The organism is Micromonospora sp. CA-259024 (assembly GCF_050936255.1).
Lineage (GTDB): Bacteria > Actinomycetota > Actinomycetes > Mycobacteriales > Micromonosporaceae > Micromonospora.
On record NZ_JBNJND010000001.1, the window covers coordinates 2,520,089 to 2,545,053 of the forward strand.

At 69.9% G+C, this 24,965-nt stretch carries 14 protein-coding genes; 2 read left to right on the top strand and 12 right to left on the bottom strand.

Going from position 1 to position 24,965, the window contains the following annotated elements; genetic code table 11:
* Positions 1–36: 36 nt before the first annotated feature.
* From ACQEUX_RS11040 to ACQEUX_RS11085, 10 genes are all read right to left on the bottom strand, one after another.
* Positions 37–1,065 carry a LacI family DNA-binding transcriptional regulator gene (locus ACQEUX_RS11040; protein ID WP_433045138.1) on the bottom strand — a complete coding sequence of 343 codons (1,029 nt, stop codon included), beginning with the start codon at positions 1,063–1,065 and terminating at the stop codon, positions 37–39.
* A 309-nt stretch (positions 1,066–1,374) separates the two neighbouring features.
* Positions 1,375–4,773: a beta-L-arabinofuranosidase domain-containing protein gene (locus ACQEUX_RS11045; protein ID WP_433045141.1), complete on the bottom strand. Its 3,399-nt coding sequence runs from the start codon at positions 4,771–4,773 to the stop codon at positions 1,375–1,377.
* 26 nt (positions 4,774–4,799) lie between these two features.
* A complete protein-coding gene (locus ACQEUX_RS11050) occupies positions 4,800–5,861 on the bottom strand; it encodes a hypothetical protein (RefSeq protein WP_433045144.1) in 1,062 nt (353 codons plus the stop codon).
* Positions 5,862–5,925: 64 nt separating this feature from the next.
* Positions 5,926–6,558 (bottom strand): hypothetical protein, encoded by a 633-nt coding sequence (locus tag ACQEUX_RS11055; protein WP_433045147.1) that lies wholly within the window; start codon positions 6,556–6,558, stop codon positions 5,926–5,928.
* A gap of 24 nt (positions 6,559–6,582) precedes the next feature.
* Positions 6,583–9,768 carry a family 43 glycosylhydrolase gene (locus ACQEUX_RS11060; RefSeq protein ID WP_433045150.1) on the bottom strand — a complete coding sequence of 1,062 codons (3,186 nt, stop codon included), beginning with the start codon at positions 9,766–9,768 and terminating at the stop codon, positions 6,583–6,585.
* 68 nt (positions 9,769–9,836) lie between these two features.
* Entirely contained in the window at positions 9,837–14,576 is a 4,740-nt protein-coding gene (locus ACQEUX_RS11065; RefSeq protein ID WP_433045153.1) for a galactose-binding domain-containing protein, read from the bottom strand.
* Positions 14,577–14,670: 94 nt separating this feature from the next.
* The gene (locus ACQEUX_RS11070) at positions 14,671–16,593 is read right to left on the bottom strand and encodes a glycoside hydrolase family 127 protein (protein ID WP_433045156.1); all 1,923 of its coding nucleotides are present in this window, start codon (positions 16,591–16,593) and stop codon (positions 14,671–14,673) included.
* 2 nt (positions 16,594–16,595) lie between these two features.
* A complete protein-coding gene (locus tag ACQEUX_RS11075; protein WP_433045159.1) occupies positions 16,596–17,507 on the bottom strand; it encodes a carbohydrate ABC transporter permease in 912 nt (303 codons plus the stop codon).
* 5 nt (positions 17,508–17,512) lie between these two features.
* The gene (locus ACQEUX_RS11080) at positions 17,513–18,391 is read right to left on the bottom strand and encodes a carbohydrate ABC transporter permease (RefSeq protein WP_433045162.1); all 879 of its coding nucleotides are present in this window, start codon (positions 18,389–18,391) and stop codon (positions 17,513–17,515) included.
* Positions 18,392–18,534: 143 nt separating this feature from the next.
* The gene (locus ACQEUX_RS11085) at positions 18,535–19,830 is read right to left on the bottom strand and encodes an ABC transporter substrate-binding protein (RefSeq protein ID WP_433045165.1); all 1,296 of its coding nucleotides are present in this window, start codon (positions 19,828–19,830) and stop codon (positions 18,535–18,537) included.
* 458 nt (positions 19,831–20,288) lie between these two features.
* Here ACQEUX_RS11085 and ACQEUX_RS11090 point away from each other — a divergent pair, with 458 nt between their 5' ends.
* The gene (locus tag ACQEUX_RS11090; protein ID WP_433045168.1) at positions 20,289–21,314 is read left to right on the top strand and encodes a LacI family DNA-binding transcriptional regulator; all 1,026 of its coding nucleotides are present in this window, start codon (positions 20,289–20,291) and stop codon (positions 21,312–21,314) included.
* 44 nt (positions 21,315–21,358) lie between these two features.
* Here the strand turns inward: ACQEUX_RS11090 and ACQEUX_RS11095 are convergent, their stop codons facing one another.
* Positions 21,359–22,402, bottom strand: coding sequence for a LacI family DNA-binding transcriptional regulator (locus tag ACQEUX_RS11095; protein ID WP_433045171.1), 1,044 nt, complete (start codon positions 22,400–22,402; stop codon positions 21,359–21,361).
* Positions 22,403–22,768: 366 nt separating this feature from the next.
* On the opposite strand from ACQEUX_RS11095, the gene ACQEUX_RS11100 reads away from it, so the two are divergent.
* A complete protein-coding gene (locus tag ACQEUX_RS11100) occupies positions 22,769–23,632 on the top strand; it encodes a TIGR03620 family F420-dependent LLM class oxidoreductase (protein WP_433045174.1) in 864 nt (287 codons plus the stop codon).
* Positions 23,633–23,691: 59 nt separating this feature from the next.
* Here ACQEUX_RS11100 and ACQEUX_RS11105 read toward each other — a convergent pair whose 3' ends face one another.
* Positions 23,692–24,897 (bottom strand): MFS transporter, encoded by a 1,206-nt coding sequence (locus ACQEUX_RS11105; protein WP_433045177.1) that lies wholly within the window; start codon positions 24,895–24,897, stop codon positions 23,692–23,694.
* Positions 24,898–24,965 lie beyond the last annotated feature (68 nt).

Consider the following 24,965-nt stretch of genomic DNA (forward strand, 5'->3'; position numbering starts at 1 on the left):
AACACCTCGCGCGGGCCGGGCACCTACCCTTGCCGCTCAGCCGACCGACAGGGTCGACTCGCGCATCACGACTCGGCTCGGGAACTCCTCCGATATGGGCGTGCCGCCGTCGATGGCTTCGAAGAGCCGTTGGCCCGCCATGGCACCGAGTCGTTTGAGGTTCATGTCGACGCTGGTCAGGCGGGGCCGAGAGTGTGCGGAGATCGCCTCCCAATTGTCGAAGCCGATCACGGAGGTCGTACCGGGCACGTCTCGTCCGAGGTCCCGCAGCGCGTCCAGCACACCCCGGGCGATCTGGTCGCTGCCGCAGAAGATGGCGTCGACCTCGGAATGGTGCTCGACGACCATGTGCGCCGCGGCCCGCCCCCAGGACTCGTCCCACGACCCGAAGTACGGCCGACCACCAACCATGCTCAGGCCGGCAGCGGCGAGCGCCGCCGCCGCGCCCTCGGCACGATCCAGCGCCGCCTGGAACCCCGCCTCTCCGGTGATGTGGGCGATGTTGCGCCGACCGCAGGCCAGCAGGTGCTCGATGGCGAGCCGACCGCCTCCCACGTTGTCGACGGTGATCGAGATGTCGGCCGGATCCGAGGAGGGGGCGTAGACGTAGACCACCGGGACGGGAATGTTGCCAGCCAGCGGTGGACGGGCGTCGGTGCGGGATCCCACCACGATCAGACCGTCCACCCGGCGCGACAGCAGCGCGCGGACGTGATGCTTTTCCCGGATCGCGTCACCGCGCGCGTCGCACAGGAAGACCGACACCTGGCCGGCCCCGAAGGCGTCCTCCGCCCCCATCAGGATGGGAATCGAGAAGCGCCCCTCGAGGTCACTCGTCAACAGGCCCACGGTCCCGGTGCGGCCACTGAGCAGGCCACGGGCGAGGGCGTTCGGCGCGAAGGAGAGCAGCTCGGCGGCCTCCAACACCCGGACTCTGGTGGTCGCCCGCACCTCGCTACGCCCATTGATCGCCTTGGAGGCGGTCGCGACGGACACCCCCGCGAGCTTGGCGACATCGGTGAGCGTGGGCGTGCGGTTGGTGGGGATTTCGGCCTCGTTGGCCATGTGGTGCTCCCTCCCGGCGACCGGCACAGGCGTGGTACGCGGCGACAGGCCGCCTCCGGAGTGTCGTGACGACCACCCCTGGCGGACGAGGATCCTCGGTGCCTTTTCGACGATGTTTCGGTGAGGGTTCCGGCCGTGCGGTCCCCCATCGAAGCTCTCACCTGCGCGGAAGACTACACCGCGAGCACCTGCGGCAGGTGCCAGGAACGCACCCGGCAGATCGCCTCCCGAAATTTCCGCCGAAACGCCATGGCGGCGGACCCGGTGGGGGTGGCGGGGTCCGACCTGGCCCCGCCACCGCCGCCAGGGCTACGGCCTGGCCTGGCCGCCGCCGATCGCCTCGTACGGCGTCTCCATCTGCGCGGTCGCCGGCTCACCATCTACCATCCCGGTGACCCTGACGGTCGCAGTGCCCGCCGGCACCGACGTCCCACGAGCGTTGAACGCCTGGTAGGCGGCCTTGCCCGGGGCGACACCGGCCACCGTTCGCGATCCGTACGGCGTGCTCAGCTCGATGGTGAGCGGCACGTCGTCGGCGTTGTGGGCGGTGACGGAGACGTAGGCGTCGGCGCCGATGAACCGCGTGTGGGCCTGCACCTCGACGTTCCATGTGGGTGCCGGCTCGAGTTCCCGGTTGGAGCTGGCGGCGTACGAGATGACGAGATCCTTCTCCACCGCGGTGAAGGCGCCCGCCGCGACGAAGGCCTCGGCGGTCTGCGTGACGGTCGAGACGAACTGTCCGTGGTTGGCGAAGGGCGCCCGGTCCCACACCAGGTCGAGGAAGGTGGGACCGTCGGTGCCGGGTGAGGGGATCCCGGTCACCGGGATGTCGTAGTTCGGTAGGCCGTCATTGCGCCTGCGGTTGGGCACGCCGGTGTCGACCGAGCCGAACACGATGGTCGGCTCGACCCGCCGGAAGTACGACGAGGCGGCCTGGGTGTCACCGATGTAGTACGGCCGCAGGGTGAAGCCGTGCGTGGTGAAGAGGTGGTCACCCGCCGCTGTGGTGCTCGTGTGGGTGATCGCCGCACGGGAGTAGTCGCCGTCGCGCTTGAGGTGCCGGTAGAGCGAGAGTTCCCGGTAGTTCCCGACGCCCGGGTTTCCCAGGATCTGCATGAGGACCGGACCCCAGAAGATCGACTGTGTGTCGGGGCGGTCCAGCGCCCGCTCGATCCGGATGCTGAACGGCATCCGGATCTCGATGGTGTCGCCGGGGTTCCAGGCCCGGCTCAGGGTCAGGTAGCTGCCGGGCGTGGCAGTGACGTCCTGAGCGGCACCGTTGATCGTGACGAAGAAGCCCTTCCGCACCCAGGCCGGCACCCGCAGCTTGATGGCGAGCGGGCCGCTGCCCTGCACGGTCAGCCTGGTGCGGTCCTGGCGTGGGTAGGTCGTCTGCTGAGTGATGGTGAAGCCCTTCTCCGCCCAGGTCAGCGTCGACGACACGTACAGGTTGACCCAGAGCGTTCCACCGTCGGCGGACTTGAAGTAGATCGTCTCCTGGTACTTGGTGTGGTTCTCGAGACCCGTGCCGCCGCAGCAGGTGCCGGTGTTGCCGTAGTCACGGGTGGCACCCGGGGTCAACGGCTGGAAGTAGGTGACCTGTGGGTTGCTGACGTTGGTGCTGTCCGCCCGCGAACCGGCGATCTGGTTGATCAGGCCGCGCTCGTAGTAGTCCATGTACGCCGGATCGTGCTCGTGGAAGAACAGGTTACGAGCCAGCTTGATCAGGTTGTAGGTGGTACACGTCTCGGCACCGCCCTGGGCGATCGAGTTCGCGATGTTGCCCCGGTTCTGGAACAGCTCGGTGTTGTTGTTGGAGCCCGGGTAGTTGCCGCCCGTTCCCCCGTTGGCGTACATGCGGTGCGGTACGACCATGCCGAAGAAGTTCTTGGCGGCCTGGAGGTAGTCCTGCTCGCCGCTGTGCTCGTAGACGCGCAGGTAGCCGACGAACTGCGGCACGTGCGAGTTGGCGTGCAGCCGGTCCGGGCGGCGACGACCGGGCCGGGTCTGTGGCGTCGTGACGAGGATGTCACGGTTCTCGACGCAGGCGTCGAAGAGAGACTCCCGGTTGTCGAAGCGCTTGGCGGTGTCCAGGTGCCTCGCGTCGCCGGTGAGCGCGTAGATCTCTGGGAACACCTCGTTCGCGCCGCCGGTCTCGCCGGCGATGTAGAGGTCCCACATGTAGTTCAGGTTGTCCCGGGTGATCGGGCCCGTGTACGCGGGGTGGTTCTTGTCCCCGATGGTCAGTGCGAGGTGCGCCCACTCGGCCATCCGAACGACCACGTCGAGGGCCTTCTGGTTGTCGGTGTGGTAATACGCGTCGAGCAGCCCACGCATGATCTTGTGCTGCGTGTACCACGGTGCCCAGGTGTTGGCGCTCAGATCACCGCCGTAGACGGCCCACCGTGGCGGGCCGAGTCGGAGCACCGCGTCCTCGGGGATCGCGCCCAGGTAGCCGGGATGGGTCGGGACCCAGAGGGCTCCCCCACCGCTCTGGCTGGCCACGATGCCGCCGTCGCGGCCGTTGGGCGAGGCGTCCCTGATCGTGGTGCCGTCCTCCTCCTCGAACCGGTACCAGGCGATCGACCCGCCGCCGGTGCTCCCGGCCGCCGAGTCCAGCAGCGACTGGACCTCCTGCTGGCTCAGGGCCCGGTCGAAGATGTGGAACTCGTCGACGGTGGCGTCCAGGTACGCGTCGCCGTACTGCGACCGCCCGATCCACCGGTTTCCCGGGTTTCCGAGGGCGGCCGGGCTGAGGGTCATGGCAGTGTTCTGGCCGGCCTGTTGACCGTTCACGTAGAGGGTGCCGGTGTGCTGGGTGAGGGTGACGGCGAGGTGCACCCACTGGTTGGTCGGCAGCGCGGCGGTACCGTCGATCCGCTGCTCACCACCGCTACCGCTGACCGTGATCGCGAACCTCGGCACGTTGCCGGTGACACCGGCGCGCGGGGTCAGGAACATGTTGACCGTGGTGTTCTGACCGAAGTCGAACAGCCGGCTCCAGTTCTGGGTGGAGGCGAGATTCACCCAGGTGGCGATGGTGAAGTCGGCGAGCTGGCTGATCGCCTCCTGGGGCAGGGTCACGTGCTGCGCCCGGCTGGGGCCGTTCAGGCGGAGGCCGCTTCCGAAGCGACCCGGCACCCGGCCGATCTGCGGTTCCTCCGGCTCCTCACCGCCCGGGTCGCCCCCGCCCATCCGCGCGGTGATCGCGGCCTGGCACGCCGCGAGCTCGTCGACCATCCAGTCGAGCTTGCTCTTGAAGATCGGCTCGCCATGGTCGGCGTAGCCCTGCGCCAGGGCCGTCATGAAGTGGCCGGCCCAGTGGCCGCTGAGCAGCCCACCGTCCTCCCAGCCCCCGGGGACGGAGACGCCCGGCGGGTTCGGTCGGCCGGCCTGGTTGTTGAACAACACGAGGAAGCGCCGCTCGTCGAGCTGCCGGAGGTAGCTCTTCGTGCGGTCGCGCTTCTCCTGGAGCAGGCCGTCGCCCAGCGTCACGTCGCGCAGCTGGAACGGCCGGACCGGGGCGGTGCCGCCGGGACCGGTGTCGGCCGGGGTCACGTTCAGTGGAGTCGGGCCGGCCGACGCCTCGGTGGCTGCCTGGGCGGCGGTCGCGGGGAGCGCGCCCGCGGTGGCCACCGCGGTGACACCGATGGCGGACGCCTGAAGGACCTGACGTCGACTGACGGGCATCTTGTCGGAGAGAACCATTGCGGATCGTCCTTTCACGCGGGGGATCAGGAAGCTTGTGGCGCGCCATCGGCGGGAGCCGGTGTCCGGGCTTCCGCCCGGCCCTCGTCCCGGGCGTCGGCGATCAGCTGCGCGAGTCGCCGCCGGCGTCGGCGCAGGGTGCTCCGGATGGCGAGGGCCAGGACGGTGAGGGTCGCGGCCAGGGCCAGTTGCGGCCACGGCAGCACCCAGATCGTCACGGTGGCGGTGGCGGGCTCGATCTGGGCGCCGGCGGGGTCACCGCCGAGGATGGCCGGGGTGACGTCGATGCTGGTCCCGACTCGTCCCACCGACCAGACGCCGTCGAGGCGAGCCTCGACGGCGCGGCTACCGCCGGGAAGTGTCTCCTCGACGTTCGTCGTGGTGCGCCGTGTGCCCAGGCCGAGCGGGCCGGCGGCGGTCGCCCGGCCGGTGCCGGCCACCGCGACGTTGCCGTCGTTCGTCGAGGTGTACCTGAGGTGGACCGTGCCGGCCGAGAAGGGGTTCCACGAGCGCTCGTACCGGGCGGTGAGGCCGCTGATCGCCAGGGACGCGGTGACCGTGCCGCTGGCCCGCAGCATGACCCGGAACCCGACCCGGCTCTCGACGGCGACCGTGCCTCCCGCGCTCGTGACCGCCGCCGCGATACCGGCCGGGTGGTCCCCGGGCGTGGCGGCGCGGGGCGCCGTGATGGTGAACGGCACCACCTTCGTCTGGTGGGGTCCGACGCTGACCGTCTGCCGCACTTTGATCCAGGTGCCGCCGTCCGCCGACTGCTGGTTCGACGGAAGCATGGTGAAGCGGCCCTTGTCGGTGAGGTAGCCGTCGGCCGCCTTCAGCGCGAAGACCACCGCCCCGTCGCTGAAGTTCCGCACGGCCAGGTGCTCGGTCACCACCTGACCCGGGTCGAGCGTGCGCTCGACCCACCGGCGGCCGTCCGGGCCCTGCTGATCGGCCGGCTGGACCGCCCAGGTCAGCGAAGGAGTGGTCGGTTGCGCCGCCGCGGCGGCGGGTGCGATCGGCACGGTGACGAACACTGCGGCCAGCACGGCGAGCAGTCGCAGTGGCGTCCGCGGCGAGGTCCGGATCATCGCGGGTCCTTCGACGGAGGGATGTGGCGGTGGGGGCCGCGTCGCCGCGGCCCCCACCCGTGCGTCACTCGAACAGGGACAGGGTCAACGTCGAGGTGTACGAGCCGGCGGCGACATCCGCCGGGGTGCGCAGGTGCAGGTCGGCGTCCACCGAGTACGCGTCGCCGGTCACGGCCTCGGAGTCGAACGTCGACACCAGCAGCTCCTGGTCGACCAGGCCCACGTTGTTGCCGGGCTGGGTCGGCTCGTCGAGGACGGTCACCACCTCCTCACCCTCGGCGACCAGGCCGGTGTCGCCGCCGTCGAGCAGGCGCGGCTTCCACCCGAGATGTCCCGCGCTGATCGGCGCCTCACCGGCGCCGCCGACGAAGTCGGTGGCGCTACCCAGCACGGCCCAGGCGGCGTTGTCGGGAACCTCCTCCGGCGTACGGGTGTCGGTCACCGTCACGGTCGGCAGGCTACCGACGAACTGACGGACGAGCAGGGTCGAGCCGTCCTCGGACAGCGCGACCGAGTTGCCGGCGATCGACATGGCGAGCACGCCGGGTTCGGTGATCTCCTCGATGTCGACCGTCACCCGCACGTCGGTGTTGTCGCCGGGCTCGGCCTGGGCCGGCGCCTGCAACGCCACCGTCCCGACCAGCACCGCACCCGCGGCACCGGCCGCGAGCAACCGCCTTCGGTTTCCTGTTTTCATGTGCTGCTCCATCGTCACTAGTGGTTATGGGGCCTGACGGGGATCGCCGGCACAATCGGCGCCGGCGTGGTCTGCGGTGCGGACGGTCGTCACGTCCGTACCGTTGCTGGGTCCGGTGGCCCGGACGGTCGCCGAGCCGGCCGGGATCGAGACCGCCCGGGTGGCGAACGACTGGTAGGCGTTCGCACCGGGCGCGACGCCGGCGACGGACCGCTGGCCGTACGCCGTCTCCAGGACGATGTCCACCGGCGCGTCGTGTTCGTTGCGTGCCTGCACGGCGACGTACGCCCTGCCGCCGACACACCTCGCCTGCACGCTGACCGTGACGGGCAACGCGGGTTGGACTCCCGGGTCGTCGGCGACGACCCGCCACTCGGTGATCGCGACCGCGGAGTAGGTGGTGTCGTTCCCGTTGGCCCGGATCGTCGCCCGCACCCGCGCCGTGGTGACCGGATCGAAGGTGACGGTGTTGAACGCGGTGGTGCTCGTGCCGTACGCGGATGCGCCGGTCACGTCGCGCCAGGCCGAGGTCGCCCCGTCCCAGTACTGCAGCATCCACCCGTCGGGTTCGGCGACGCCGTCGCCGGTGCCGCGGTTGGAGTCCCGCCAGAACTTCAGCTCCGTGCCGGTGATGCGCACCGGTCGCGCCCAGTCGTACTGGACCCACTGGGTCGCCGGGCGGGTGCCGGACCAGGTGCCCCAGAGTTGCGCCTGGCTCGGGTTGGACGGGTCGGCGCCGTCGTTGAGGGCGGTGACGCTGTTCCAGCCCGCCGTGTAGGAGGCGGTCGGGGTCGCGATGGGCCCGATGTTGCCGGCGAGCGGCCCGGACAGGTCCGCCGGGATGGTGGCGGTCTTCGCGGTCTCCAGGTTCCCCGCCACGTCGAGCGCACGGAACGACACGGTGTGCCGGTTCGAGTCGGGCGCCGCGATGGCGCCGCTGTAGGCGGTCCACGCGCCGGTGCCGATGGCGTACTCGATGCGGACGACGCCGGAGGTGGCGTCGCTGGCGGTCACCGTGACCGCCCGGGTGGCGCTGTCCACGGTGGCCGTGCTGGCCGGTGGCGTCGCGTCGATGGGTACCGGAAGGGTCGCGGGCGACGATGCGTTGCCCGCACGGTCGGTCGCGGTCGCCCGGACGCTGTGCTGACCGTCGCCGGAGACGGTCACGTCGACGGACCGCACGGCGCTCGCGACGACGGGCTGGCCGTCGTCCACCCGCGACTCGATGGTCAGCCGACCGCCACGGTCGTCGACACCGGCGACGCGCACCCGCACCGCCGACCGGAACCAGCCGGCACCGCCGGCGCTGCCGCCGGGCGTGAGTGTCAGCGTCGGCGGGGTCTCGTCGTCCTCGGTGTCCTCCGGCGAGATGACCCTGACCTGCGCGGAGACGCGACCGGCGGCGTAGCCGAGGACGCTGCCCCCGATCGTGAACGTCCCGGGCGTCGCGACGTTCTCGGGCGTGACCGGGTCCCAGAAGACCGGCAGCCGCAGCGTCTCGGCGCCGAACGCCACGGGGAGGCTGTCGGGCAGTTCGGTCTCCCCCACCTCCACCGTCATTCCCGGTGCGGTGACGGACTCCGGCTGTGCGGCGAGGACCTTCCACTCCTCCGCTGCCACCGCGGAGTAGGTGCTGCCGTTGGTGGACGCGTCGAACACGGCCCGCACCTGGGTCGTGGTCACCGGGTCGAACATGGTGTCCTGGAAGCCCTGTGTGCTGGTTGGGAAGCCGCTCGGGTTCGGCACGTCGGCCCACTGACCGCTGTCGAGATTCCAGTATTCGATGCGCCAGCGGGCGGGGGCGGCGACGCCCGTGCCGGTGCCCTGCGGCTGGTCGTTCCAGAAGTCGATCTGCGACCCGGAGATCCGCATCGGCTGGTCCCACGTGTACTGCACCCACTGCTGGGGCGGGTTGTTGCCCGTCCACGTCCCCCACATGTCCGGTGGCAGCGGGTTCGACCGGACGATCTCGTCGTTGAGCGCCTTCACCCAGTACTGCGTGGGCACCGGCTCGTTGGAGACGGTGACCCTGGCCGCCTGGGCGATGTTCGCCCGCGGGGTCCGGTCGGTCCCCTTGACCGGCGTCGGTGTCACGAGCTTCAGCCTCGGGGGGCTCTGCGTGTCGTCCCACTCGACCGGGTCGATCGCGACCGACCGGCGAAAGTGGCCGCCGCCCACGGCGTCGGCGGTGTGGTACGCCATGTACCACCTGCCGTTGAACTCCAGGATGCCCGGGTGGCTCGTCGTCGAGGAGACCGGCCGGAGCATGGTGCCCCGGTAGGTCCACGGTCCCTCCGGCGACGACGCCGTCGCGTACGCGATGCAGGCGTGGTAGTTCGCCGGGGTGCACGGCGAGGTCGGGCCGGCGTTGTTCCCGGCGTACGCCATGTAGTAGGTGCCGTTGCGCTTGAAGGCCCAGGCCGCCTCGAAGAAGCCGGTCAGGCCGGTGACCGAACGCTGGGTGGTGACCGGCGTCTTCATGTCCTGCTGGAGCTCGATCGTCCGCAGCTGGCTGAACGAACCCCACCAGAGGTACACCCGCTGGTTCGGTGCCGTGCCGTCGATGAGGATCGTCGGGTCGATGTTGTGGATGGTGTTGGCGGTCGGTACGCGTTGGGAGATGATCGGCCCACCCGCGTGGTCGGTCCACGGGCCGGTGGGGCTGTCCGAGACGGCCACGCCGATCGCGAACTTGTCGGACGCCGGGCTGTCCCGTTCGTTGATCGGTACGTACCAGTAGTAGCGCCCGTCCACGCCCCGCACGACCTGGCCCGCGTACGCGCGCCCGGGCGTCGCCCAGGCGAAGACCTGTTCCGGGCGCATCAGCGACGGATAGTGGGTCCACTGGCCGGCCTGGGCGTCCGTGGTACGGAACGCGCCCCACTCGTTCATGATGAAGTCGTTGGTGGACGGTCCGGCCTGGTCGTGGCCGGTGTAGATGTAGAGCTGGTCCTGGCCGGTGTCGTTGCCGGGAGCGCCGGCCGGCACGACGACCGGCGCCGGGTCGGCCGAGTAGTAGCTACCGTCACCGAGGATCGGGTTGACGGTGTTGGTGAAGGTGTACGAGTCGGCCGCGTAGGCGGGCGCGGCGACCCCGACCAGGCCGGCGGCGACGAGCCCGGCGACCGCCGTCGCGGCGAGCGCCCTGCGGACCCGGCGCGCCGGCCGGCGGGTTGGTGGGGCGGCGCCGCGCACCACTGTGGTGTTCACGGTGTCGATCTCCTCACTGTTGTCCGGAGGCGGTGGCGGCGCCGGTGCGGCGCCGCCACCACGAAGGGTCAGCCGCAGGCGAGCGCGCCGAACGGCGCCTCGAACGCCACCGTCACCGGCTGGCCGTCCACGCTGCCGGTGGCCTTCACCGTCGCGACCCCGGCCGGCACCGACTCGGCGCGCGTGGTGAACGCCTGGTACGCGGACTTGTCGGGGGCGACGCTGGTCACCGTGCGCGACCCGTACGGCGTGATCAGCTCGATGCTGAGCGGCACGTCCTCGGCGTTGCGCGCGTTGACCGAGACGTAGGCGCGGGTGCCGACGCACTGCGTGCGCGCCTGCACCTCGACGTCCCACGTCGGGGTCTCCGGCGGGTCACCCACGATGAGGGTCAGCGTGGTTCGCGTGGCGCCGGCCTGGCTGACGTAGTCGGGCAGGATCAGGTTGCCGATGATGGTGTGGCGACCGGGCGTGTCGACGATGTTCTCGTCGAACTCCCAGTCGACGCCGATGGCCTGGTTGTCCCGGGACCCGTCGTTGTAGGAGACCTCCACCCTGTCCGGCAGGTGCGGCAGCTCCCCCACGTCGACGGACCGCTCGAACGTCTCGGCGCCCTGGATCGAGATGCCGCCCGGCGCCGTTTCGGGCCGCACGTAGACGCGGGCCTCGGCGATGAGGCCGTACGCGTCGTTCGTGCCGTAGACCACGAACGGCTCGACGTTGGTCTCCGCGACCATCGCCGGCGTGATCTCCTGCCAGTTGAACGCGACGCTGCCGCGGGCGCCGCTGGCGTAGACCGCGTCGAGCGTGCCCGGCAGGGTGGGCACCTCGCCCACGGTGGTCCGGATGAGCACGGGCGAGCGCACCGAGTCGACGGTCTCGCCGTTGGCACGCCAGCGCAGCACGCCGGTGCCCGCGCCGGTGCCCATGAGGCCCCAGATGCGGACGCGCAGATAGCTGGTCGTGACCGGTTGGAAGTCGAAGTGGTTGTAGGTGTTGGTGGCGAGCCCGTTGGCGTACGTCGAGTCCCCGGTCAGGGTGACCGGCGTCCAGGTGGTGCCGTCCGCGGAGCTCTCGATCGCGTACGTCGTGCCCGTGGGCCGGCGGGTGCCGCCGTTGTCGTCGTACCAGTAGATGTCGGTCGAGGACAGCCGTACCGGCGCCGTCCACCGGTACTGGATCCACGCCTCCCGCTCCGGGCTGGTGCCGTTCTGCGGCTGCCCCCAGTTGCCCCAGCCGTTTCCGGCCCCCGGGTTCGAGCTGGTCGGGGTGGTGCTCTCCTTGACCCGCTGGTGGTTCTCCCACGACGCGGTACCGCTGGTGCTGACCGTCGCCGAGGAGCCGAACTCCGCGACCACCTCCCGTTTGGCGAGCGTCACCGCCACGGTCGCCTCGGACCGCTTCTCGCCGTCGCTGGCGAAGAGCCGGAACACGTAGTCACCCTCGACCGTGCCGGTCACCCGCGTGGTCAGTGCCTTCGGGTCGGAGACGATGACGCCGGCTCCGGACGGGGCCGAGACGGTCTCCCAGCCGTACGTCAGCTCGCCGTCGTACGGGATGCCATCGTCGGATGCCGTGCCGACGAGGCGGGTGGACAGGTTGCCGTCCGCCGCGCCGTCGCGCCCGGCGGTGACCACCGGCGCCTGGTTGGACACCTCCGGTACGTCACGCCCGGAGTCGAACACCTGGATCTCGGAGATCGCCGTGTAGAAGGTCGGGTTGTTCGTGAACGCGATGCGCAGCTTGTTCGAGGTGACGGTGTGGAACAGCGCCTCGTTGAACTTCGCCGTCGGGACGGTCGGGTTCTTGAACTGGCCCGGTACCTCCTTCCAGCCGCCGTTACCGTCGGGCACCTGCACCCACCAGCGCGCGGGTTCGCGGTAGCCACCGGCCTGGCGGTCGCTGACCGCGTACACCTTCACGTTGTCGAAGGATCTGGCCGACCCGAGGTCGAGCTCGATGTAGCCGTTCTTGTCGGTGGTGCCGTAGTTGCCCCAGTACGGCTCGTTGGCGGTGACGCCGTCGGTCACGGCCGCGAGCGACACCGGCCGCTCGGTCTCCTTGATGGCGCCGGGTGTGTGGTTCATCGAGGTGGTGCTCCAGCCGGGCGTGTGGAACTGCCGCCACGGCGTCGGCCGCACGCCCTGCTGGGTGTACGACGAGCTGAGGTGGGCGCCCGCCGCCAGGTTCGGCGCGTCCTCGGTGAGGTCGACGCCGGCCGTCTTCAGGTACTCGACGACGCGGGTGTCCTCGATCGGGGTGTCGACCGCGCTCGGGACGTTGGCCCCGGTCGTCGCGGTGAACGTGACGGTCAGGCCGTCCTCGGCCTGGACCTGGTTGGTACGCGGGTCGTAGGTGAGCTTGCCGATCTTGTCGGTGCTGACCTTCTTCTCGCCGTTGAGGAACAGGCTGTAGCCGGCGCCCAGGCCGTAGTTGCTGCCGTCGGGGTCCCAGACGATGGTGACGTCCTGACCGTGGTAGCGCAGGTTGTTGGCCATGAAGTGGTCGTAGCCGAACTGGATCGGCGACAGCTCGATCTTGTCGTCGGAGCGCGGCTGGAGGCCGGCCATGTCCTCGACGAAGATGTAGTTCATGTTGCCGAGCATCACGTGGTTCGGGTTGTTGCGGTTGTAGGTCTTCGCGGTCGGGTCCCAGTTGGAGTAGTACTCGGCCTGGTTCGGGGCGCGCAGGTCCGCGTTCGGGTAGATGCTCCAGGCCATCCAGTCCAGCAGCCGCTTGGCGTACGCCGGGGTGATGTACTTCTGCTCCGGGTCGTAGTGGCGCAACGCCGAGCGGACACCGCAGTACTGCACGGTGAAGTTGATGTTGGAGAAGTTGTTGGAGCCGCCGATCCCGTAGGCCGTCCGGTCGTACTGGTTGGCGGTGTAGAACGGGAAGATCGGGAAGTTGTCGCCGTAGGTCAGGAACCGGAACCCGTCGACGTAGTTCTGCCACTGGTCGAACGGGATGAGGTTCTCGGCGTAGACGTCGTAGAGGTTCGACTCCCGGGCCGGGATCAGGTCGCGGGCCGACGCGGGCAGCGGGTTGGGCCGGCCGTTGGCGGTGGCCGCGCTGGTGGCGCCGTGCGACGTGCCGGCGAGGAACATCCGCATGTCGGGGCTCCACAGCCGATCGAGGATCGCCGCGCGGATGTCGTTGGCGCCGCTGGCCATCTCGTCGACCTTGCCCTGGTCGGCGCCGGCGATCTGGTAGAGCTGGCGGGCGGCGTCGAACGCGCCCCACACGTACGCCGACTCGGGGCGCTCGATGGTGCGCGCGCCGGGTGCGCCGGCGTTGGCCTTCGGGTAGCCGAAGGTGATCGCGTCGGCGTCGTTGCCGGGCATGTAGTTGGTGTCGTAGGCGATGAGGTTGTCGTCGTTGCCGTCGTAGTGCTCCAGCTGGCCGACCCCGTCGCCCTCGAAGTAGCGGGCGAACTTCCGGGCGATCTCCTTGCCGCCGCCGTGCACGTTGTAGGCCTCGAGCCCGGCGGTGCCGAGGTACTGCGAGTAGTGGTTGTTCCAGCTCGTGTGCCCCGGGCTGTCCAGGAAGGCCGAGGAGCCGGACAGCTCGCCGATGTTGAGGACCTGGCCGTACGGCAGGTAGGGCGTGCGCAGCCACTTGGTGTCCTGCAGGTGCATCGGCTGGGTCAGCGCGACGGCGTTCTGGTAGAGGTTCACCCCCTCGATCGTCGTGGGGTACTGGTAGACGTGGCCGGGTGCGTTGGCGTCGAGCGTGTTGTACCGCTCGCCCCACCAGCGGTAGACGATGGCCTTCTCCAACGCGGGGTCGGGCACGTCGATGTAGGGCACGTCCTGCGCCCAACGGCGGTTGAACGCGGTGATGCCGGTGCGCACGGCCGTGGCCGGCGACATCGCGGCGTACTCCTGGTAGCTCTGCACCGTCTTCGGCAACGTCGCCGAGGAGACGGCGCCGACCACCGACAGCGACACCGTGCCGCCGGCCGGCACGGTGATCTCGCGGTCGAGGTTGGCTCCGGTACGACTGAAGCCGGCACCGGTGAGGTCGACCCTGACCGAGTCCCACGCGGTGTCGACGAGCCCGTTGTTGGAGCCGCTGGTGATGGTGCGCGTTCCGGTCAGCGTGGCCGCGCCCGGCCCGGCCTGGGTGGCCAGCGGTGAGGCGGTACGGACGGTGAGGGTGGCCGGCGCGTCGCCAGGATTGCCGAAGTCGATGGCGGTGACGGCGACGTTGTCCTCGGTGATGAACTTGGTCTGGTCGGCGGTGACCCCGGTGGTCCCGATCGTGTACCGGGTCTTCGCGTGGCTCGGCGCGTTGAAGCGGTTGGCGTTGACCTCGGTGACGGCCTGCCCGGGCACCGTGACGGTGTACAGGTTGCCGAGGTTGTTGGGGCCACCGACGTACGCGCTGCCGGCGAAGCCCATGCTGGTGAAGTTGTTGTTGCTCGCGCCGCGCATGTAGAGGGAGCGGCCCCGGGTCATCAGCACCGCCGACCCGAGCGTTCCCGGGACACCCAGCACCCGGTCGAGGTAGTAGTCCGTGCCGCCCGCGGCCAGATCCTTTTCGAAGATCGACTGGTGCATGTTCCCCGCGGTGAACGGCACACCGGGCTTGAGCTGGTTGGCGACGTCGCCGACGTTGCTGTAGGCCGGGTCGCCGATCTCCATGGCATGGTTCTGCCCGTTGGTGTAGACGCCGACGTCACCCTCGTTGCCCGGCAGGATCGGGCTGGCGGCGTTGGCTGGGGACGGTACGCCGGCCGCCCCTCCCACCACCAGCGCGGCCAGGGCGGCCCAGAGGGGCACCCTCCTCACTCGTCTATGGATCATGTCGTTCCTCCTTGTCGTCGGTGCGGCTGAACGGGTGAGGCGGATGTGGAAGTTAGCGCTAACATCAGAGCGCCTCTCGGCCTGTGACAACTGGTCAGCGCACTGTCGGGAGCCAGACGCGCATGGTCGAGGGCCCTCGGTTGGCCCAGTCGTGGTACGCCACCAGCGCCACCTCGTCGAGGCCCTCGCCGACCGTCGGCGCCGACTCGACCGCATCGGTCCGGTAGGGCCAGTCGTGGTCTCGCGGGTGGACGCGCCGGCAGCGCACGGTGACCCGGCCATTCACGAGGCGGGGCGGTTGGCTGGTGTCGACGCGCAGCTCGTCGACCGTCTCGACGCCGGGCACGTCCACCGACTCCAGGGCGAGCACGAGGGGGCCGTGCTCCACCGCGACGCAGCCACGGACCGCGTCGATGCGCGCGTCCGGGTAGGTGAACCGGGGCGCCATCGGCAGGGACAGGACGACCTCGTCGCCGCGGCGCCACGTCCGGCGCTCGGTGACGAAACCCGGCCCGACCGGCCGGGTGTCTCCGGCGATGGTCAACGTCGCACCCTCGGCTGCCCAGCCGGGCACCCGCACCGTCAGCGACCAGGGCTGGTCGTCGTCGCTCTCGATCCGGACCCGGATCTGCCCGCCGTGCGGGTAGTCGGTCGCCACGCTCACACGGAGGTCACGCCCGTCGGCGAGCCGGTGCTCGATGGTCCCCGGCAGGTACTGGTGCAGCTGGACACCCTCGTCGTCGGACGTCGCGACGTACGCCGTCAGGCTGGCCAGGGTGCGGGCGACGTTCGTCGGGCAGCAGGAGACCTCGAACCACGGCGCCCGCAGGGAGGCCGCCGCGCGCAGGCTGGGCCGGTCGGCGTCGGGAAGGGTGCCCAGCTCGCGGCGGTGCAGGGTGTTCGTGTAGAAGAAACTCCGCCCGTCGGCCGACGGTGAGGTCGACACCACGTTGAACAGCGTCCGCTCGATGACGTCGGCGTAGCGGGCGTCGCCGTCGGCGAGCAGCAGCCGCCACGCGAGCATCACCGAGCCGACCCCGGCGCAGGTCTCCGAGTACGCGCGGTCGGGCGGCAGCACCCAGTCCTCGCCGAACGCCTCGTCCTGGTGCCGAGAGCCCTGCCCGCCGGTGACGTACGTGCGCCGGGCCACCCCGTTGCTCCACTGGTTGCGTACCGCGTCCAGCAGGCTGGTGTCCTTCAGGTCGACGGCGACGTCGGCGGCGCCGGCAGCGAGGTAGTTCGCCCGTACCGCGTGCCCCCGCAGGACCGTCGCCTCTCGGACGGGAAGCTCGTCCTGGAAGTACTCCCGGCCGTACTCCACATCGCTGAGCCGGCCGTGGCCCCGGCGGTCGACGAAGAGAGCCGCCTGGGTCAGGTAGCGGTCGTCGCCGGTGACCCGGGCGAACTCCACAAGTGCGGTCTCGATCCCCGGGTGTCCACAGAGGCCGTCGGAACCGTCCTGCCCGAACGTCTCGCACACGTTGTCGGCGGCACGGCGGGCGACCTCGAACAGGCCGTCGTCCGCGCCCGGACGCGTTCGGGCGCGGGCGACCGCGGCCTGGAGGAGATGACCGACGCAGTAGAGCTCGTGACCCCATTCGAGGTCGGACCAGCGGGGCGCCTGGCCCGGGCGACCGAACCTCGTGTTGAGGTAGCCGTCGGCCTCCTGCGCCGCAGCCACCCGCCGCACCATCGCGCGGAACCTCGACTCGAGCTCCGCATCGCCGGTCCGGCCGATCTCCCACGCCATCGCCTCGAGGAGCTTGTAGATCTCCGAGTCGGAGAACTCGCGACCACGGCGATCGCGTGACAGGTCGCCCCGCACAGCGAGGTCGAAGTTGCCGATCCAGCCTTCCCGCTCGATCCAGTGCTCGATGTGCGGAAGAGTCGCGACGCCGTTGATCGATTGACGCTCGGCCCAGAATCCCCCCGTGATCCGGACCTGGTCCAGCCCGAGCGGCCGGAGCCGGCCACGGATCGGCAGGACGGGGGCGGCCGCAGGTACGGTGCCGCTCATGGTCATCCTTTCATCGCGCCGGACATGAAGCCGCGCACGTAGTGTCGTTGGAGCAGCAGGAACAGAACGATGCACGGAAGGGCGAGCACGACGACGCCCGCTTCGGTCGCCCCGTAGTCGACGACACCCTGGACCTGGCCCCGCAGATTGGACACAGCGAGCGGAAGGGTCATGCGCTCGGTGTCGTTGATGAGGATCAGCGGCGCCATGAAGTCGTTCCACGCGGTGAGGAACGCGAACAGGCCCACGGTGATGAGGCCCGGCTTGACCGCGGGCAACAGGACCCGCCACAGCGCGCTGAACGTCGAGCAGCCGTCGACCATCGCGGCCTCGTCCAACTCGCGTGGCACCGCCTCGAAGGAGATGCGCATCAGAAAGGTCGAGAACGGAAGCTGGAACATCGTCAGCACCAGCGCGACGCCGACGAGGGAGTTCTGCAACCCCACCTGGTTGAGCAGCACGTAGAGCGGGATCAGCAACGTCGCGTACGGGACCATCAGGATGGCGAGCGTGACCAGGAACAGGATGTTCTTGCCGGGGAAGCGGAACCGGGCGAACGCGTAACCACCGAGGAGAGAGATCAGCAGCGTCAGCGCGACCGCGAGCAGGGCGACGAAAGTCGTGTTGGCGAGGTAGCGCCAGATACCGGCCTGGTAGTTCGCCAGCGTCTCGTAGTTGCCGAAGCCCCAGCCGTCGACCTGGTTCGTGCCGGCCCGCGGGCCGACCGAGGCGACCGCCGTCCAGAGCAGCGGAGCCAGGAAGATCAGCCCGACCGATCCGGAGAACACCCAGTACGGTGTGCGCAGCGCGATGCCGGCGATGGTGACGCCCCTGGGTCTGCTGCGGCGAGTTGGCCCCGCGACGGATGGCGGGGGCCCGCCGTCAGCGATGTGGGAACGGGATACGGCGACCATCGGCGTCAGCTCTCCTCGGACCGGAAGGCGCGCAGTTGCAGCGCGTTGATGAGGACCAGGGCCAGCAGCACGATGAGGGAGAGCGCCGCCGCCACGCCGAGGTCGTTCTGACCCTGGAACGCCACCATGTAGATGAGCTGGACGACGGTGATCGTGCTGTTGTCCGGACCGCCCTTCGTCAGGATGTAGAACTGCTCGAAGGCGAGCAGCGAACCGGTCACGCAGAGCACGGTCGTCAGCGCCAGGGTCGGACGCAGCAGCGGCAGGGTGATCTTCCGGAAGCTCTGCCACCGGCTGGCGCCGTCCGCGCGGGCGGCCTCGTACACGTCCGCCGGTATGCCCTGGAGGCCGACCAGCATGAGCACCATGTAGAAGCCGGCGTAGCGCCACACGATGAGGAAGGTCGTCGAGATGAGCGCCGCGGTCGGTGAACCGAGGAAGGTGATGCCGAGCCGATCCAGCACGGGCGCCAGCGGGCTCGCGTACGGCGAGTAGAGCACGTAGAACAGCAGGGACGCCGACGCCAGACCGAGGGCACTGGGAATCAGGAAGGACGCGCGGAGCAGGTTGTTCCACCGGCTCGACTCCTGCACGAGCAGGGCCAGCCCCAGGCCGAGGGCCAGGAGCAGCACGGTCGCGAGCACGGTGTACTTGACGGTGAACACCACCGAGTCGGTGAAGAACCGGTGGTTGACCGCCTTCACGAAGTTGTCGGGAGCGTTGATCCCCTGGTCGCCGGTGAGCAGCGGCCACCTCGACACCGACATCCTGATGACGAGCAGCAGCGGTACGGCGAAGAGCGCCACGACGAACACCGCGGTCGGTGTCGCGTAGAGCCAGCCCAGCAGGGCCTGACGGCCGCGTGGCCGGGCACGGCCCCGCATCGCCGCACTGGGCGGGCGAGACGGTGCGGTGACTCTCATGGGAACCCTCTCGATCGGTCGGCGGCGGGCGGTCGTTGACGTGTGCGGTCGTTCCGCCGGGGTGTGTGCCGGGAAGCCGTGAGTCGGCACACACCCGCGGGGGCCTACTGCTTGAGCACTGCGGTGATCTCGCCGTTGTCCCTCTGCAGGTCGCCGCTGCCGTTCAGCACGCGGTTACGGACGAGGGTCAGCCACGGGCTGTTCGGCGCGTTGAACGCCTGCTGGAAGTTCAGCGCGACGGGGGTGTCGCCCTTGCCGGCCGCCTCGTTGATGGTGACCAGCCGCGGGTCCTCGGCGGCGTACCTGTTGTTCGCGAGGTCGGCGCGGGACACCACGTCCTTGTTCTTCGCCAGCACCCCGACCTGGGCGTCCTCGGACATCATCCAGCTCAGGAAGTTCCAGGCCTGAGCCGCCTTCTTCGAGTCCTTCGACACGCCGATGCCGTCCCCGCCGACGAAGGTGGACCCACCGCCGCTGGGGCCGGGGATCGGGGCCACGCCGACGTCGAACGGGGTCGAGGAGAGCAGCGTCGCCGGGTAGAGCATCAGACCGACCTTGCCCTCGGTGAACGGGGCGGTCCAGGTCGGGCCCGTCTCACTGGCCGAGGCCGGCAGCACGGCTCCGGACTTCCACAGGTCGTTCCAGGTGCTGTAGACCTTCTGGGCGGTGTCGTCGGCGAGCTTGGACTCTTTGCCGTCCTCGCTCAGCACCTCTCCGCCAGCGGCCCAGATGGAGGGGAACCAGGTGAAGACCAGACACCCGCCGCAGTTCAGGCCGGCCGCCGTGCCGTAGACGCCGTCCTTCTTCGACGCCTGGACCGCCTTGGCGGCGGCGGCGTACTCCTCGAGCGACGCCGGGGCCTTCTCCGGGTCCAGCCCGGCCTCCTTGAACAACTGCTTGTTCCAGAACAGCATCGACAGGTCCAGCACGAAGGGCAGGACGTGCTTCTTGCCGTCCACGGTGCCGGCCGAGAGGTGCCCCTTGTTGATGGAGTCCTTGAAGCTGAGGCCGTCGATGTTGGCGCTGAGGTCCTGGAAGAGGCCCTGCTGCACCCAGTTCGGCACGTAGACGATGTCGGCGGCGAAAAGATCCGGAAGACCGTCCGAGCCCGCCGCCGCGCCAACCTTCGCGACGTAGTCGTCGTTGGGAACGACGGTCAGCTTGACCTTGTTCTTGTGGCCGGCGTTGTACGCGTCGACGAGGAGCTTCGCCTGCTTCTCCAGCGGCGCGCGGGTCCACAGGGTGAGTTCGCTGCCGTCGTCGACGCCGTTGGGGCCGGCCTCGGCCGCGCTGGTGCCGCCGTCGTCGCTGCTGCACGCGGCCGCGGCCACGGTCAGCGCGGCCACGAGGACTCCGGCCAACGAACGGAGGGCAGTCCGCCTGCCCAGGGTCTTCCTCATGATTCCTCCCACGGGGTTCATCGTTCGGAGGGAACCGCTGGGCGGCCCCCGCAAGACGAGATGTGATCTCCGGATTGCTGCTGCATGCGGACGGCTGGGGTGGTGACGTCGCCGTCAACCGTCTGCCGGGTCGAATCCGCCCGTGACGTGGGTGCTGCTCGCGCCGCCGTGACGGGCGATGCCTGCCATGTCGTCATCGCGTCTCCGCCTCTCGCCGGTCCCGGCACGCGGCTCGTGCGGCACATCGTCACCGCCGTGGCCCAGGTGGTGCGCATCACGTTCCGCCGCTAGGGTGTCCCACGAAAACGGTTTCGGCAAGATGTCGCGCGGGTAAAACCCGAACCGATTTCGATCGCCTCTCGCCCTTTCCCCTGAACCCGTATGCGCACTACGCTGGCCGAAACCGCAGGGCTGGCGGGCGGTTGCCGTTGCCCTGAAATGTTGCGAAAGGCTTTCGGGTGGGACGGCGACGATCGCAGTCAGTGACGCTGAGTGATGTGGCGGGCCACGCCGGCGTCTCCGTGGCCACGGCGTCCAAAGCGCTCAACGGTCGGGCCGAAGTCGCGCCGTCCACCAGGGAACGGGTGCTGCGCGCCGCCGCCGAACTCTCCTTCCAGCCCAACGCCCTGGCCGCCGGTCTGATCTCGGGACGCACCCGCACGGTCGGACTGCTGACCGACGAACTCGGCGGCAGGTTCGCCATGTCCATCCTGCTCGGTGCGGAGAACGCCCTGGGCAACGGGCAGATGTCCGTGTTGCTCTGCGACGCCCGGGGCGACGCCATCCGCCGTCAGCACTACATCCGCACCCTGCTGGCACGCCAGGTCGACGGATTCATCGTGGTTGGAGACAGCAACGAGGTGAGCCCCTCGTTGACCCAGCAGATCCCGGTCCCGGTGGTCTATGCCTACGCCGAGTCGACGGACCCGCGCGACCTGTCGATCGTCGCCGACGACGAGGGCGGTGCCCGACTCGCGGCAGAACACCTGGTGTCGCACGGCCGACGCCGGATCGGACACATCACCGGGCCGGACAGCTACCGTGCTGCCCGGGACCGGGCCGCCGGCCTGCGAACGGTACTCGCCGAGGCGGGCCTGTCTCCGGCCGGCGATCCGCTGTTCGGCGAGTGGTCCCAGCGGTGGGGCCGGCACGCGGCACGGCTGCTGCTGGCGGCCAGGCCGGACGTGGACGCGATCTTCTGTGGCAACGACCAGGTGGCCGCCGGGGTCGCCGACACGCTGCGCGATCTCGGCCGCCGGATCCCGGACGACGTGGCGATCGTCGGCTACGACAACTGGGAGTTCTTCGCCGAGGACTGCCGGCCGACGTTGACCACCGTGGATCTCAATCTCGAGCAGCTCGGCGCAACCGCGGTGCAGCACCTCATCGCGGCACTGGACGGCAACGCCGGCGCTGGTGTTCTCCGCCAACAGGGCCGCCTGGTGGTACGCGAGTCCACCGGGCCGGCACTGCCCCGCCGCTGAAACGGCCGGGATCGCCGGGGCGAGCGATGCGGAGATCCGTCAGGTCAGGCGCTGTGTGTCAGACCGGATCGCGTCAGTTCCGCAGCCGGGCGGTCGCGATCGCGCGGTGCCACCGCACTGCGCCGGATCACCAACTCGGGCACGAGCACGTCACGCCGGCGCAGCGGCCCGTGCGCGGGCCGATCGAGCTGCGCCAACAACAGCCGTAGGCTACGCCGGCCCAGCTCGGCGAAGTCCTGCCGCACCGACGTCAGTGGCGGCAGGAAATGGGCACCGTCGGAGGTGCCGTCGAAGCCCACCACGCTGACGTCGTCCGGCACCCGGCGGCCCGCCTCGTGCAGCGCCCGCAGCACGCCGAGGGCGAGTTGATCGCTCGCGCAGAAGATGGCGGTGACGGACGGATCGCGGGCCAGGCACTCCCCCTGCTCGTATCCCGTGGCGGCGCTCCAGTCACCGGGCATCACCGCAGGCACCGGCGCATCGGCGGCTCGGAGCGCGTCGCGCCAGCCGTCGACCCGCTCAGCCGCCTCCGGCCAGTCATCCGGGCCGGCGACGTGGTGAACGGTGCTGTGCCCCAATTCGAGCAGGTGGCGGGTGGCGAGCCGCGCACCCTCGACGTTGTCGATCTGGGCGCTCGGAACCGCCGGACTGCAGCCGCCGCCCGCGGTCACCGAGGCCAGGCCGGAGGACGCCTGGGCGAACGCGTTGGCCATTGTGGACTTGGGCGAGATGGCGATGATTCCTTCGACCGAGTGCCGGCGCAGCCAGTCGACCGCGTCGAGCACCGACCGGTGGTCCAGGTCGCGCACGCTGGCGACGCTGACGAAGTAGCCCGCGGCGCGGGCCGCGCCCTCGATCGCGTACAGCATGGAGGTCGGCCCGTAGAGCGGGCTCTCATAACCGATGACGCCGAGCGTGCCGGATCGGCGGGTGACCAGGGCCCGGGCGGCAGCATTTCGTTGGTAGTCGAGCCTGCGCATCGCCTCCAGAACCCGTTGCCGGGTCCTGTCAGCGACGTGGGGGTGCTCGTTGACGACGCGGGAAACCGTCTGCGAGGAGACTCCCGCCAACTCCGCGACGTCGCGCATGATCGAACGGCCGGAATGTCTGGTCGCCCATCCGGCTTCGTCGCCCCGTGCCGAGGTGGACGGGACTGCTCGCCCGTCACCCACCCGGTCACATCCGTCGTCTTCCATCACTCTGCATCTCCTCGTCAGGACGTCTCGACGTGTGCCGCCAAGAACCGGTGGTCCTGCCGTACACCCCGACCAGCCCATGCCGCCTGGTCTTTGACAATGGATGCCGAAAACGGTTTCGGCAATGGCTCTCAGGAGATCTACAGAAGATGCTCGGCCCGACACGCACTCGATTTCGGCACTGGCGCCACCCATGGGCACACCGTCAGCGCGGTGCGCCGTCGCGCTGTTACAGGAGCTGATGGGTAGTGTTCCGGTATGGCACAACGACTCGTCAGCGTCTGGCAACCGTTCTTCCTCGCTAGCGAGAGTCAGGGTGCGGCCATCGATGCCGCGACCCAGTTGGAGGAGCTCGGCTATTCACGGCTCTGGTTCTCGGGCGGCTTCGGAGAGAACGTCGCCCCACGCTTCCGGGAGATCCTGGACGGGACCACGCGCATCGGGGTCGCGTCGGGGATTGTGAGCATCTGGCACTCGTCGCCCCCCGAGGTGGCGGCGTTCGCCCAGGACGCGGAGCGGGCCCATCCCGGCCGGTTCCTGCTCGGCCTCGGCGCCAGCCACGCCGTGCTGCTGGAAGGCAGCGGCACGACGTACCGCAAGCCGTACTCGAAGATGGTGGATTACCTCGATGGTCTCGACGCGGCCGGGCTCCCTCCCGAGCGGCGGATCCTGGCCGCACTCGGCCCGCGGATGCTCGAACTCTCCCGCGACCGTTCAGCCGGGGCACACCCGTACTTCGTCCCTGCCGAGCACACCGCCGAGGCCCGGGCGGCAATCGGGCCCGACCGGCTGCTCGCTCCCGAGGTCGCGGTGGTCCTCGACACAGACGCCACCACCGCGCGCGCCACGGCCCGGCAATACACCAGCGGATACCTCGCACTGCCGAACTACACCAACAACCTGCGGCGATTCGGCTGGACCGACGAGGACTTCGCCGGCGGTGGCAGCGACCGCCTCGTCGACGCCCTGATCCCCTGGGGCACGGCCGAAGAGGTCGCGGCCGGGATCGAGAAGCACTTCCAGGCTGGCGCGGACGAGGTAGCGGTCCAGGTACTCAACGGCGGCGACGCCACGACATTCCCCGCCGACGCGTTCCGCGCTCTCGCCGCGGTCTTGATCTGACCTTTTCGATGGCCCGCGTCCGTCGCGGCGCGGGCCATCGGCGTTATCGGGCACCACGCTCAATAGCTGAGATCAACTGGATCAGGGCGGCAGGGTACCGCCGTTCGAGTGGGCGAGCGGCGGGACAGCAGGTGTCCGGTCAGTGCGGCGGTGAGGCCGGCAAGCCCGGCCGCCGCGAAGCCGCCCGCCGGCACGGAGAGGTCGATCGCCACGCCGACGAGCGGGGATCCGAGCGCAAAACCAGCGCTCTGCGCTGCGGATTGCAGACCTATCACCTCACCCCGCACACCGGGCGGCGCCAGCCGGCTCACCGCGTCGGCCACCGTGGCAAGGGTCGGCGCGGTGAGTAGCCCGCTGCCGACGACGGCCACGCACAGCCAGGGCCAGTCGTGAGCGAGCCCGGCAGGAATCGTCACGAGCCCGAGCGAGCCGAGCAGCAGCCACGTGGGCAGCGGCCGGGTGAGCACGCCGTAGATCAGTCCGCCGACGACGGACGACACGCCGAACACCACGACGACCACGGCGGCCCAGGACACCTGACCTACTTCTCTCAGCGTGGCGACGATGGCAAGGTCGACGCCGCTGAGCAGTGCCGTCGTGCCGAACGCCATCGTCAGCGCGGCGATCATTTCGGCGCCCAGCCACTGCCTGCGCGGGGGCCGTCCGGCGGTGGCGGCATCCGCCTCGTCCTTGGCACGCATCGGTGGGTTGAGCAGGGCGATGCCGGCTCCACCGGCCAGGATCGCGGCACCGACCCCCCACGCCACCACATCGGGGGACATCGTCGCCGCACACAGGATCACCACCGCTGGGCCCACGATGTACGACAGTTCGCCCTGCACCGATTCCAGCGCGAACGCGGCCCGGCGCTGCTCCGCTGTCGTCATCGCGGCGATCGCCTGCCTGCTCACGGCCTGGGCCGGCACCATCAGCAGGCCCGCCACGAAGCTGGCGACCAGCAGGAACCCGTACGGCATGATCGGCACGCCCAGCCAGAACACGACCTGCACCAGGACGGTTACCAGCAGCACGGTACGCAGGCCCCGCGAGTCGATCATGCGGCCGAGCAGCGGCCCGCCCAGCGCCACTCCGGCGGTCAGGGCCGCCGCGACACCGCCCGCTGCCGCGTAGCTCAGCTCCAGGCCCAGCACGACGTACAACGTCAGCGCCATCACATCGGCCGTTATCGCGGTGCGGGCAAGCAGCGAAACGCCCAGCAGCGGTGCCATCCCTGGCACGGCGAGCACCTGCCGGTATCTGGTCACCTGCCTGACGCTAAGTCATCCCTCGCCCCATAAGAAGTGGCCAATTTGTTGAGGTCGGCATAATGAAT

What these genes read in the sequence shown, in the direction of transcription:
- ACQEUX_RS11040 (WP_433045138.1), bottom strand. Translation starts at nt 1,065, where the DNA reads ATGGCCAACGAGGCCGAAATCCCCACCAACCGCACGCCCACGCTCACC.
- ACQEUX_RS11045 (WP_433045141.1), bottom strand. Translation starts at nt 4,773, where the DNA reads ATGGTTCTCTCCGACAAGATGCCCGTCAGTCGACGTCAGGTCCTTCAG.
- ACQEUX_RS11050 (WP_433045144.1), bottom strand. Translation starts at nt 5,861, where the DNA reads ATGATCCGGACCTCGCCGCGGACGCCACTGCGACTGCTCGCCGTGCTG.
- ACQEUX_RS11055 (WP_433045147.1), bottom strand. Translation starts at nt 6,558, where the DNA reads ATGAAAACAGGAAACCGAAGGCGGTTGCTCGCGGCCGGTGCCGCGGGT.
- ACQEUX_RS11065 (WP_433045153.1), bottom strand. Translation starts at nt 14,576, where the DNA reads ATGATCCATAGACGAGTGAGGAGGGTGCCCCTCTGGGCCGCCCTGGCC.
- ACQEUX_RS11070 (WP_433045156.1), bottom strand. Translation starts at nt 16,593, where the DNA reads ATGAGCGGCACCGTACCTGCGGCCGCCCCCGTCCTGCCGATCCGTGGC.
- ACQEUX_RS11075 (WP_433045159.1), bottom strand. Translation starts at nt 17,507, where the DNA reads ATGGTCGCCGTATCCCGTTCCCACATCGCTGACGGCGGGCCCCCGCCA.
- ACQEUX_RS11080 (WP_433045162.1), bottom strand. Translation starts at nt 18,391, where the DNA reads ATGCGGGGCCGTGCCCGGCCACGCGGCCGTCAGGCCCTGCTGGGCTGG.
- ACQEUX_RS11085 (WP_433045165.1), bottom strand. Translation starts at nt 19,830, where the DNA reads ATGAGGAAGACCCTGGGCAGGCGGACTGCCCTCCGTTCGTTGGCCGGA.
- ACQEUX_RS11095 (WP_433045171.1), bottom strand. Translation starts at nt 22,402, where the DNA reads ATGCGCGACGTCGCGGAGTTGGCGGGAGTCTCCTCGCAGACGGTTTCC.
- ACQEUX_RS11100 (WP_433045174.1), top strand. Translation starts at nt 22,769, where the DNA reads ATGGCACAACGACTCGTCAGCGTCTGGCAACCGTTCTTCCTCGCTAGC.